This window comes from Pseudomonas sp. WS 5059 (assembly GCF_012985525.1).
GTDB lineage: Bacteria > Pseudomonadota > Gammaproteobacteria > Pseudomonadales > Pseudomonadaceae > Aquipseudomonas.
The window spans coordinates 290,146-302,476 of the sequence record NZ_JAAQWO010000002.1 but is presented as its reverse complement, the minus strand read 5'-3'; the positions used below and the strand labels follow the sequence as shown (position 1 = coordinate 302,476).

Below are 12,331 nucleotides of genomic sequence, written 5' to 3'. Positions count from 1 at the left end.
TTTCATAACGTCGCCGTTATTGCATCCGCCAAGATCCTAGGAATCGAACTACTTTCGCAGAGGCTGCCGTCCTACAGCAGCTAACTGCGCAGGTTCCGTCCGATACCTACACGGTCTGTCCGGTTCTGCGCATTTACTGCCCTGCCCTCGTTCCCTAACGTCGAGGTAGGCAAACGCGTAGTTCCGATACGGCATTTGCTGTGGATGGGAGCAGTGCTTTCGCCAAGCCAGGTAAGGCGTGGCGACTGTTCACTGACGAAAACGATAAACATGGATTGGGGGACAGTCATGCGCCATACCACCGTTCTATCCGCGATATTTGGCACCGGCCTGTTGGCCGTCGCCTCGATAGGCCAGGCTGCCGAGAAGAAAAGCCTGGTGTTCTGCTCCGAAGGCAGCCCGGCCGGGTTCGACACCGCGCAATACACCACCGCCACCGACAACGATGCGGCCGAACCGATCTACAACCGCCTGGTTGAGTTCGAAAAGGGTGAAACCGGCGTCGTACCAGGGCTGGCTACTAAGTGGGATATTTCGCCAGACGGCCTGACCTACACCTTCCACTTGCGCGAAGGGGTGAAGTTCCACAGCAACAAGGAATTCAAGCCGACACGGGATTTCAACGCCGATGACGTGCTATTCACCTTCAATCGCATGCTTGACCCCGACCACCCGTTTCGCAAGGCCTACCCCACCGAGTTCCCGTACTTCAACGGGATGAGCCTGAACAAGAACATCGCCAAGGTCGAGAAAACCGACCCGCACACCGTGGTGATGACCCTGAACACGGTCGACGCCGCGTTTATCCAGAACATCGCCATGAGCTTCGCCGCGATCCTCTCGGCCGAATATGCCGAGCAACTGCTCAAGGCCGGCAAACCCAGCGATATCAACCAGAAGCCGATCGGCACCGGGCCGTTCGTGTTCCAGCGTTACCAGAAGGATTCGCAGATCCGTTTCGCCGGCAACAAACACTACTGGGACCCGAGCAAGGTCAAGCTCGACCAGCTGATTTTCGCCATCAACACCGACGCCTCGGTGCGCGTGCAGAAGCTCAAGGCCAACGAATGCCAGGTCACCCTGCATCCACGCCCCGCCGACGTCGACGCCCTCAAGGCCGACCCGAACCTGCAACTGCTGACCAAGCCCGGCTTCAACCTCGGCTACATCGCCTACAACGTGCGACACAAGCCCTTCGACCAGCTCGAGGTGCGCCAGGCCCTGGACATGGCGGTGAACAAGCAGAGCATTCTCAATGCCGTGTACCAGGGCGCGGGGCAACTGGCGGTCAACGGTATGCCGCCAACCCAGTGGTCCTATGACGACACCATCAAGGACAGCGCCTACAACCCGGAAAAAGCCAAGGAATTGCTCAAGGCTGCCGGCGTCAAGGAAGGCACCGAGATCACCCTGTGGGCCATGCCCGTCCAACGCCCGTACAACCCCAACGCCAAGCTGATGGCCGAGATGCTGCAAAGCGACTGGGCCAAGATCGGCCTCAAGGTCAAGATCGTCAGCTATGAGTGGGGCGAGTACATCAAGCGCATCAAGAACGGCGAGCACGATATCAGCCTGATCGGCTGGACCGGCGACAACGGCGACCCGGACAACTGGCTGGGCACCCTCTACAGCTGCGACGCCATCGGCGGGAACAACTACTCGATGTGGTGTGACCCGGCGTACGACAAGCTGATCAAGCAAGCCAAGGTCGTCACCGACCGTGAACAAAGGACTGTTCTGTACAAACAGGCGCAGCAACTGCTCAAACAGCAGGTGCCGATCACGCCTGTCGCCCACTCGACGGTCAACCAGCCGTTAAGCACCAAGGTCGAAGGTTTCAAAGTGAGCCCCTTCGGCCGCAACGTGTTCTCGGGCGTCAGTATCACCCCATAAAAAAATAACCGGATGCGCAGGGCTACGTTGGCCCTGTCGCAAACGTGTAGCTGTAATTCGCGAAATCTCCTACAGCAAACGTTTGCAAATGCTTGAAGAGTTACACACCCAATAGCCGGTTCACCCAATAAGGCCGGCATAAAAAAAAGAGAACCAAAGGAGCTCCACCCATGAAATTGAGCAGCAAAGTGCTACTGGCCATGGCCATCAGCAGCATCACCGCCACCGCTTACGCCGAACCTGCAAGCCAGCAATTCGTGCCGACCACGCTGGCCAGTGCCAGCGCCCAAAGCGAGGCCAAGGGCTTTATCGAAGATTTCAGCCTGGGCGGCACCACGCGTAACTGGTACTCCCACGAGAGCCTGTACCGTGGTGGCAAGTTCAAATACAAAGAGCACGGTGTGGCGAAGACCGACCGCAACCGTACCAACTGGATCCAGGGCACCATCCTCAACGCCAGCTCGGGGTTCACCCAGGGCACTGTTGGCGTAAAGACCGAAGTAGCGGTGTACAACGCTCTGGTTCTGGACCGCAGCAAACGCGATATCAAGGGCGGCTCTAACCGTACCTTGGCTGACTCTGACGGCAATGCCGTAGACCAATGGAGCAAACTGGGCCTGGCCAACGTGCAGTTCCGTGTCTCCAACACCACCTTGACGGCCGGTCGCCAGAACTTCAGCAGCGGCATCGTCGATACCATCGGCAACCGTCCCCTGCCATCGAGCTTCCAGGGTGTGAGCTTCAACAGCGAAGAGTTCAGCAACCTGTCGTTCCAGGGCGGCGTGTTTGACCGCGTCTCCCCACGTTCCGAACAGAGCCTGTCGAAGTTCCGCAGCGAGTACAGCCAACAAGGCGCCAACAGTGCGACAACCGACAAGGTCTACACCCTGGGCGCCAACTACCAGCCGTTCGAGAGCCTGAAAACCAGCTTCTTCGGCGCCAACGTCAAGGACTTCTGGAACCAGTACTACTTCGGTGCAACCCACCAGTTGGGTGACAGCCAAGTCCTGGCCTTGACCACCGGCCTGAACTACTACAAGACCGTCGATGAAGGCAAAAAACTGATGGGGGAGATCGACAACGATACCTACTCCCTGTCCCTTGGATTGGCTCACCAGGCTCACAGCCTGACCTTCTCCTACCAGCAAGTGAACGGTAACGAGTACTTCGACTACCTGCACGAAACCAACGGCATCTACCTGGCCAACTCCCTGACGTCGGACTTCAACGGCCCGAACGAGAAATCCTTCCAGGTCGCCTACGCCATCAACATGGCCGAATACGGCGTGCCGGGCCTGAAGTTCAACATCTACTCCGCACGCGGCTGGGGCATCGACGGTACCCACTACACGGGGAACAGCAACGGCGCCTACGCCTACACCGGCATCGAGACTCAGGACGGCGAAAAACACCAGGAATACGGCGTGGGCGCGGCATACGCGGTCCAGAGCGGCCCGCTCAAGGCCACCGCGATTCGTGCCACCTACGTCGAACACCGTGGCAGCGCCAACCAGTTTGACGGCAGCGTCAAAGAATTCCGTCTGGTTACCACCGTCCCGTTCAACATTCTTTAAATCGCACCAGGTAGACGGCGGGCTCAGGACGAGCCCGCCGTCTACGCTTGCCTGGTCCCATCGATTGCAGAGGGCTCTGAATGAAAATGCTCCCGCTACAAGCTGCCGTTGCCGCTGCGCTATTAAGCGTCGCTATCGGCGTATCGGCCAAACCCCTGGTGGTCTGCACCGAAGCCAGTCCGGAAGGCTTCGACCCGGTCCTGTACACCACGGCCGTCACCGCCGATGCCGCCGCCGAAACCATGTTCAACCGCCTGGTGGACTTCAAGCCCGGCACCACTGAAATCCAACCCGCACTCGCCAAATCGTGGGACATCAGCGAGGACGGCCTGACCTATACCTTCCACCTGCGAGATGACGTCAAGTTCCACACCACCGACTACTTCAAGCCCACGCGCAACCTGAATGCCGACGACGTGCTCTGGAGCTTCCAGCGCCAACTGGACCCCAAACACCCGTGGCACAACAAGTCCACCACCGGCTTCCCCTATTTCGAAAGCATGGGTTTCAAGGAGCTGCTCAAAAGCGTCGAGAAGACCGATGACCACACCGTGGTCTTCACCCTGACCCGCCCTGAAGCTCCGTTCCTGGCCGATGTCGCGATGCCCTTCACCGCCATCCACTCTGCCGAGTACGCCGACAAGCTGCTGGCCGCCAACAAGACCGGCGAGCTCAACAGCAAGCCGATCGGCACCGGCCCGTTCATCTTTACCCGCTACCAGAAGGACGCCCAGGTGCGCTTCAAGGCCAACCCGGAATACTTCCGTGGCAAGCCGCCCGCCGACCCACTGATCCTGGCCATCGCGGTGGATAACAACGTGCGCCTGCAAAAGCTCAAGGCCAATGAGTGCCAGATCGCCTTGTATCCCAAGCCTGACGACCTGCCCAGCATCAAGGCCGATCCAAACCTGAAGGTCGCGGAACTGGCGGCGATGACCACCGCCTACACCGCCATGAACACCACCCACAAGTACATGAGCGACGCGCGGGTACGCCACGCAATCAACATCGCGTTCGACAAACATGGCTATAACGAATCCCTGTACGGCAAAGGCAATGCCATCGACGCCACCGGCCCGTACCCGCCGACCCTGCTAGGTTTCAACGACAAGCTGAAAAACCCGGCCCGCGACCTGGACAAGGCCCGCGCCCTGCTCAAGGAAGCCGGCGTGCCGGAAGGCACCGAGTTCAGCCTGTTCACCCGCAACGGCGGCGGCCCGACCAACCCCAACCCGATGCTCGGCGCCCAGCGCATGCAGGCGGATCTGGCGCAGATTGGCCTCAAGGTCAATATCAAGGTCATGGAATGGGGCGAGATGCTCAAGCGCGCCAAAGCCGGCGAGCACGACATGGTTTCGGCCGGCTGGGCCGGGGACAACGGCGACCCAGACAACTTCCTCACGCCGAACCTGAGTTGCGATGCAGCGAAAAACGGCGAAAACTACGCCCGCTGGTGTAACGAAGAGTTTCAGGGCCTGATCGACAAGGCCCGCGCCGTGGCTGAACCCGCCGCGCGCGCCACACTCTATGAACAAGCACTGGACGTTTTCGACAAGGACCAACCGTGGATCCCCATGGCTTACCCGAAAATGTTCACTGCCATGCGCAAGAACGTCGAGGGTTATACCCAAAGCCCCCTGACCAACAATAACTTCGCCACCACCCAGGTGAAGTAATAAGAGACGCCCGGCCCCGTCGACGTTGACGGGGCCGGACCTGCCTAACCGGCTGATTGAGGTACACAACACGATGTTTAGTTTTATTGCCCGCCGATTGGGGTTATTGATCCCCACATTCTTCGGCATCACGCTGCTGACCTTTGCGTTGATTCGCATGATCCCTGGCGACCCCGTAGAAGTCATGATGGGCGAAAGGCGGGTTGACCCCGAGATGCACGCCCAGGCAATGGAACGCCTTGGCTTGAACAAACCCTTGTATGCGCAATACCTGGACTACGTCGGCAAGCTCGCCCAAGGCGACCTCGGCGAATCCCTGCGTACCCGCACCAGCGTGTGGACCGAGTTCAGCGCCCTGTTCCCCGCGACCCTGGAACTGTCCATGGCCGCCCTGTTGTTCGCCGGCATCCTCGGGCTATTGGCCGGGGTGATCGCGGCACTCAAGCGAGGATCCCTGTTCGACCATGGGGTGATGGGCATCTCCCTGGCGGGATATTCGATGCCGATCTTCTGGTGGGGCCTGATCCTGATCATGTTCTTCTCGGTAAGCCTGGGCTGGACCCCGGTTTCCGGGCGTATCGACCTGCTCTACGACATCGAGCCACGCACCGGTTTCATGCTGATCGACACCCTGCTGGCCGACGAACCGGACGCGTTCTGGGATGCACTGCACCACCTGATCCTGCCGGCCATCGTGCTCGGCACCATCCCGCTGGCAGTGATTGCGCGGATGACCCGCTCCTCGATGCTTGAAGTGCTGCGCGAAGACTACATCCGCACCGCCAAGGCCAAAGGCCTGTCGCCGGCGCGCGTGGTGTTCGTGCACGGCCTGCGTAACGCGCTGATCCCGGTGCTGACCGTGGTCGGCCTGCAAGTCGGCACGCTGCTGGCCGGCGCGGTCTTGACCGAGACCATCTTCTCCTGGCCCGGCATCGGCAAATGGCTGATCGAAGCCATTGGCGCGCGGGACTACCCGGTGGTGCAAAACGGCATCCTGCTGATCGCCTGCCTGGTGATCCTGGTGAATTTCGTGGTGGATATTCTCTACGGCTTCGCCAACCCACGCATCCGTCACCAGCGCTGAGACCATGACCATGACCACACCAACTCAAGTGTCAGCAGTCGATCAGAGCCTGCTGTACCCGTCGCCGTACAAAGAATTCTGGCAAGCCTTCTCCAAGAACAAGGGCGCGGTTGCCGGCCTGCTGTTTATGTTGCTGATCGTGTTCTGCGCGATTTTCGCCCCCTGGGTCGCGCCCCATAACCCCAGCGAGCAATACCGCGACTTCCTGCTGACCCCGCCGTCGTGGCTGGAAGGCGGGCAGATGCAGTTTTTGCTGGGCACCGACGAACTGGGCCGTGACTTGCTGTCGCGCCTGATCCAGGGCTCGCGCCTGTCATTGCTGATCGGTTTGTCGTCGGTGGTGATGTCGCTGATCCCGGGGATCCTGCTGGGCCTGTTCGCCGGGTTCTTCCCGCGCTTGCTCGGCCCGACCATCATGCGTCTGATGGACATCATGCTGGCCCTGCCCTCGCTGCTGCTGGCCGTGGCGATTGTCGCCATCCTCGGCCCTGGCCTGATCAACACCGTGATCGCGATTGCCATTGTGTCGTTGCCGTCCTACGTGCGCCTGACCCGCGCGGCGGTGATGGGCGAGCTCAACCGTGACTACGTGACCGCCGCGCGCCTGGCCGGTGCCGGCCTGCCGCGCCTGATGTTCGTCACCGTGCTGCCCAACTGCATGGCGCCATTGATCGTGCAGGCCACCTTGAGCTTCTCCTCGGCGATTCTCGATGCCGCCGCCCTGGGCTTCCTCGGCCTTGGCGTACAACCGCCGACGCCTGAGTGGGGCACCATGCTGGCTTCGGCCCGTGACTACATCGAACGCGCCTGGTGGGTTGTAAGCCTACCTGGCTTGACCATTTTGCTCAGCGTGCTGGCAATCAACCTGATGGGCGACGGACTGCGCGATGCGCTGGACCCGAAACTCAAGAATGCCGCGTGAGGAGATTCCCATGTCACTGCTAGAAATCAAGAATCTCAATGTGCGCTTCGGCGACAAAACCGCTGTGCCGGTGGTCGATGGCCTCGATCTGGCCGTGGACAAAGGCGAAGTACTGGCCATCGTTGGCGAGTCGGGTTCGGGTAAATCCGTGACCATGATGGCGCTGATGGGCCTGATCGAGCATCCCGGCATCGTCACCGCCGACTCCCTGACCTTCGACGGCAAGGACATGCTCAAGCTGAGCAACCGCCAGCGCCGGCAGATCGTCGGCAAAGACCTGGCGATGGTGTTCCAGGACCCGATGACCGCGCTGAACCCCAGCTACACCGTGGGTTTCCAGATTGAAGAAGTACTGCGCCTGCACCTGAAAATGTCCGGCAAGCAAGCGCGCAAACGTGCCATCGAACTGCTGGAAAAGGTCGAGATCCCAGGCGCTTCCAGCCGCATGGATGCCTACCCGCACCAGCTGTCCGGCGGCATGAGCCAGCGTGTGGCAATTGCCATGGCGATTGCCGGCGAGCCAAAACTGCTGATCGCCGACGAGCCGACCACGGCCCTGGACGTGACCATCCAGGCGCAGATCATGGAGCTGCTGCTGGCCCTGCAAAAAGAGCAGAACATGGGCCTGGTGCTGATCACCCACGACCTCGCGGTAGTGGCCGAAACAGCCCAGCGCGTGTGCGTGATGTACGCCGGCCAAGCGGTGGAAGTCGGCCAGGTGCCCGGCCTGTTCGACGTACCGGCGCACCCGTACAGCGAGGCATTGCTGGCCGCGATCCCGGAACACAGCATGGGCGCTGCGCGTCTGTCGACGCTGCCGGGCATCGTCCCCGGCCGTTATGACCGCCCGCAAGGCTGCCTGCTGTCGCCACGCTGCCCGTATGTGCAAGACAGCTGCCGCCAGACCCGTCCGACCCTGGACCCGCAAGCCCACAGCCTTGTGCGCTGCTTCTACCCCTTGAACCAGGAGGTGGCGTAATGGCCGTCGTTCTTACCGCCCGCGACCTGACCCGTCACTACGAAGTGTCCCGTGGCCTGTTCAAGGGCCACGCCACCGTGCGCGCCCTCAATGGCGTGTCGTTCGAACTGGAAGCCGGCAAGACCCTCGCCGTGGTGGGTGAGTCCGGGTGCGGCAAATCCACCCTGGCCCGCGCGCTGACGCTGATTGAAGAGCCGTCGTCCGGCTCCTTGAAAATCGCCGGCCAGGAAGTCGCCGGCGCCGACAAGGCCCAGCGCAAGCAACTGCGCAAAGACGTGCAGATGGTGTTCCAGAGCCCCTACGCCTCGTTGAACCCACGGCAGAAAGTCGGCGATCAACTGGGCGAGCCGCTGCTGATCAACACCAATCTGTCCGCCGCCGAGCGCCGTGAAAAGGTCCAGGCGATGATGAAGCAGGTGGGCCTGCGCCCTGAGCATTATCAGCGCTACCCGCACATGTTCTCCGGGGGCCAGCGCCAGCGGATCGCCCTGGCCCGCGCGATGATGCTGCAACCCAAGGTGCTGGTGGCGGATGAACCAACCTCGGCGCTGGACGTGTCGATCCAGGCCCAGGTGCTCAACCTGTTCATGGACCTGCAGCAGCAGTACAACACGGCGTATGTGTTCATCTCCCACAACCTGGCGGTGGTGCAACACGTTGCCGACCACGTGATGGTGATGTACCTCGGCCGCCCGGTGGAAATGGGCGCGAAGAACGACATCTACGAGCGCCCGCTGCACCCTTATACCCAGGCGTTGCTGTCGGCCACTCCGACCATTCACCCGGACCCGAACAAGCCGAAGATCAAGATCGTCGGCGAGTTGCCCAACCCGCTGAACCCGCCTTCCGGCTGCGCCTTCCACAAGCGCTGCCCGTATGCGACCGAGCGCTGCAGCAGTGAAGAACCGCTGCTGCGCGAACTGGACAACCGCCAGGTGGCTTGCCATCACGCGGAGCAGTTCGTCGCCTAACCCCCTGGAGGGGTGGGCTTGTGTGGGAGCGGGCTTGCCCGCGATAGCATCAGCGCGGTTTAACTGACAGTGCAAGGTGCCTGCATCGCGGGCAAGCCCGCTCCCACACAAGCCCGCTGCCACAGGGCAATACAGCGTTGTACAGCCTCTCCCGCCAGATTGCGCATCAGTCTGGCGGGAGGGGCTTTTTTGTTTTTAGCTAAGTGTAAAAATTGTAAATGATATTTACTTGTATTTGATAATGACTAGCATTCCGGCGCGTAGAGCGCGCCGAATCCTGCTGGAAGGCAATTCTGGTGCATCTCGCTCAGTTGCCACCTTTCATAAAGGATTTTGCGGACATGTCACCTCGATTCAGGCTCAGCCACTTCTCCCTGGCGTTTATCGCCGCCCTTTCATCCCCTGCGCTGCTGGCGGACACCCTGGAAAGAGAGCGCGACAAAGTGCCGGTAGAAGCTAGCGACCTGCCCGTCGATGGCACCTCCCAGGCCCTGGAGCTGAGCGAAACGCGCATCCTGGGCACCGCCGCCGAAGAGCTCAAGCAGGCACCCGGCGTGTCGATCATCACCGCCGAAGACATCAAGAAACGCCCACCCACCAACGATCTGTCGGACATCATCCGCCGTGAACCCGGCGTCAACCTGAGCGGCAACAGTTCCAGCGGCAGCCGTGGCAACAACCGCCAGATCGACCTGCGCGGCATGGGCCCGGAAAACACCCTGATCCTGATCGATGGCAAGCCGTCGACCTCACGCAATGCCGTGCGCTACGGCTGGAGCGGCGACCGTGATACCCGTGGCGAAACCAACTGGGTACCGGCCGAGGAAGTCGAACGCATTGAAATCCTGCGCGGCCCGGCCGCCGCGCGTTACGGCTCCGGGGCCATGGGCGGGGTGATCAACATCATCACCAAGCGCCCCACCGATCAGTTGCACGGCTCGCTGACCACTTACGTGTCGCTGCCCGAAGACGATGCCGAAGGCATGAGCAAGCGCACCAACTTCAACCTCAGCGGGCCGCTGAGCGATACCCTGGCGTTCCGGGTGTATGGCGGCTTGAACAAGACCGATGCCGACGATTCCACCATCAACCAGGCTGAACAGGCCACCGCCGACTCGCTGGTTGCCGGCCGCGAGGGTGTGCGCAACAAAGACGTCAACGGCTTGCTCAGTTGGCAATTCACCCCTGAGCAAACCCTGGACCTGGAAGCCAGCTACAGCCGCCAGGGCAATATCTTCGCCGGCGACACCATGCTTAACGGCGGCGGCGTGTTCGTTAACAGCCTGGTCGGCAAAGAAACCAGCGTGATCCAGCGCAGCAGTTTCTCCGCCACCCACCGTGGCGAGTTCGACTGGGGCTCGACCCTGGCCTCCCTGAGCCACGACCTGACCCGCAACGCACGCCTCAACGAAGGCCTGGCCGGCTCCGGCGAGGGCGCACCCTCCGCCACCGCTGGCCGTTTCGAATCGCGCCTGCGCAACACCCGGGCCACCGCCGAGGTCAACCTGCCCCTGAGTTTCGGCACCGAGCAGGTGCTGACCCTGGGCAGCGAATACCTCTACGAGTCGATGAACGACCCAGGCTCGCTGCGCCCACAAAGCTACGACCCAGGCACCGGCGGCGTGCCGAGCATTCCGGGGATGAGCCGCAGCAGCACCAAGACCACGGCCTCGAGCTACGCGCTGTTCGCCGAGGACAACATCGAAGTCGGCAGCAAGACCATCATCACTCCCGGCCTGCGCTACGACGATCATGAAGAATACGGCGGCAACTGGAGCCCGAGCCTCAACGCCTCGCACCAGTTGACCGATGAACTGAGCCTCAAGGGCGGGATTGCCCGGGCCTACAAGACGCCCAACCTGTACCAGTCCAACCCCAACTACTTGCTGTACAGCCGTGGCAACGGCTGCAACGCCGGCGAAACCAACTCCGGTGGCTGCTACCTGGTGGGCAACCCGGACCTGAAACCGGAAATCAGCGTCAACAAGGAAATTGGCCTGGCCTATGACAAAGGCACCTGGCGCACCAGCGCGACTTACTTCCGTAATGACTACAAGAACAAAATCAACGCCAGCAACACCGCCGCCTACCGCCTGGACGGCGGGCGCCGTGTGCTGGAATGGGAAAACAGCGGCGCCGCGCTGGTGCAGGGGGTCGAAGGCAACCTGTTCATGAGCTTGCGCGACGACCTGGACTGGAACACCAACCTGACCTACATGATCGACTCCAAGGACAAGGACACCGGCGAGCCGCTGAGCGTCATTCCCAAGTACACGGTCAACACCACGCTGGACTGGCAGGCCACCGACAAGCTGTCGTTCCAGGTCAGCGGCACCTACTACGGCAAGCAGGAGTCGCCAACCCTCAACTCGCGCAGCGCCAGCAACTATGATCGCAGCGCCCAGCAGGACGTGGACCCGTACGGCTTGATGGGCTTGAGCAGCGGCTACGAGTTCAACAAGAACCTGAGCGTACGCGTGGGCATCGAAAACCTGCTGGACAAGCGCCTGTATCGCAAAGGCAATGCTGATGATGCGGGCGCCCAGACGTACAACGAACCGGGTCGGGCGTATTTTGCGTCGGTGACGGCTTCGTTCTAAGGCCAGTTACCTGCGCCTGTATCTCTGCTCCGCCCGGCATGCCTGGCGGAGCTTTTTTAATGGTCATTCTGACGCACGTAATTACCGCCTATTCGCGATAAAACCAACGACAAGTCCGACATTAAAAACAGCACCAATCCCCGCCTCACAGACTAACTTTCTGTAACTTGTAACCTCTATGTTTCCGCAATTGCGCAACGCCACGCGCAAAGAATAAAGTCCGCCCGCTGCAACTTCTTATATTCTTTGCGAGGGCTGTCATGCGAGACATTTCAAAATCCCTGGAAAAGCTGCTGTCTGATATCTACGAGGACGGCGACGTGTCGCTGGCGGAGTTCAAGGCCTTGCAGGTCGAGTCTGACCGGCGCTGGGAAAGAGTGGTCGATGAACTGGGGAATAACAATACACTGCTGTCTTTTCAAAGTGCGATGGATGTTGCCATGCACCTATTGTTCTTGAGTGTGAACTATATAAAAAATCAGGAAATCACTGACGTGGGCGAAGCAATTGTCAAAGATGCAATAGCCGCACAAGTTGAAACCCTAAGGGCGGGGGCTGATCTAAGTCTTAAACAACTTAAAGTTGGGCCCAATACCTAATAATCTACCGCCGAATAAAAAGGCGAAGCCATC

The 12,331-nt window shown here is 60.6% G+C and carries 9 protein-coding genes; all 9 read left to right on the top strand.

Features of this window, described 5'->3' with window-relative positions; translation table 11 throughout:
* The first annotated feature begins 288 nt into the window (after window positions 1–288).
* The 9 genes from HBO12_RS06145 to HBO12_RS06105 all read left to right on the top strand — a co-directional run bounded on the left by HBO12_RS06145 (window position 289) and on the right by HBO12_RS06105 (window position 12,298).
* Window positions 289–1,893, top strand: coding sequence for an ABC transporter substrate-binding protein (locus HBO12_RS06145; protein WP_169950958.1), 1,605 nt, complete (start codon window positions 289–291; stop codon window positions 1,891–1,893).
* A gap of 170 nt (window positions 1,894–2,063) precedes the next feature.
* Complete coding sequence (locus tag HBO12_RS06140; RefSeq protein WP_169950959.1) at window positions 2,064–3,467, top strand: OprD family outer membrane porin; 1,404 nt, start codon at window positions 2,064–2,066, stop codon at window positions 3,465–3,467.
* A gap of 80 nt (window positions 3,468–3,547) precedes the next feature.
* Window positions 3,548–5,143, top strand: a complete 1,596-nt coding sequence (locus HBO12_RS06135) for an ABC transporter substrate-binding protein (protein ID WP_169950960.1) — start codon at window positions 3,548–3,550, stop codon at window positions 5,141–5,143.
* A gap of 73 nt (window positions 5,144–5,216) precedes the next feature.
* A complete protein-coding gene (locus HBO12_RS06130; RefSeq protein WP_032860135.1) occupies window positions 5,217–6,227 on the top strand; it encodes an ABC transporter permease subunit in 1,011 nt (336 codons plus the stop codon).
* Between the two features lie 10 nt (window positions 6,228–6,237).
* Complete coding sequence (locus HBO12_RS06125) at window positions 6,238–7,149, top strand: ABC transporter permease subunit (protein WP_169950961.1); 912 nt, start codon at window positions 6,238–6,240, stop codon at window positions 7,147–7,149.
* 10 nt (window positions 7,150–7,159) lie between these two features.
* Window positions 7,160–8,128, top strand: a complete 969-nt coding sequence (locus HBO12_RS06120) for an ABC transporter ATP-binding protein (RefSeq protein ID WP_169950963.1) — start codon at window positions 7,160–7,162, stop codon at window positions 8,126–8,128.
* The gene (locus HBO12_RS06115; protein WP_057958423.1) at window positions 8,128–9,099 is read left to right on the top strand and encodes a peptide ABC transporter ATP-binding protein; all 972 of its coding nucleotides are present in this window, start codon (window positions 8,128–8,130) and stop codon (window positions 9,097–9,099) included. Before HBO12_RS06120 ends, HBO12_RS06115 begins: the two co-directional genes overlap by 1 nt.
* A gap of 341 nt (window positions 9,100–9,440) precedes the next feature.
* Window positions 9,441–11,699, top strand: coding sequence for a TonB-dependent siderophore receptor (locus HBO12_RS06110; RefSeq protein ID WP_169950965.1), 2,259 nt, complete (start codon window positions 9,441–9,443; stop codon window positions 11,697–11,699).
* A gap of 260 nt (window positions 11,700–11,959) precedes the next feature.
* Window positions 11,960–12,298 (top strand): hypothetical protein, encoded by a 339-nt coding sequence (locus HBO12_RS06105; protein ID WP_169950967.1) that lies wholly within the window; start codon window positions 11,960–11,962, stop codon window positions 12,296–12,298.
* Window positions 12,299–12,331 lie beyond the last annotated feature (33 nt).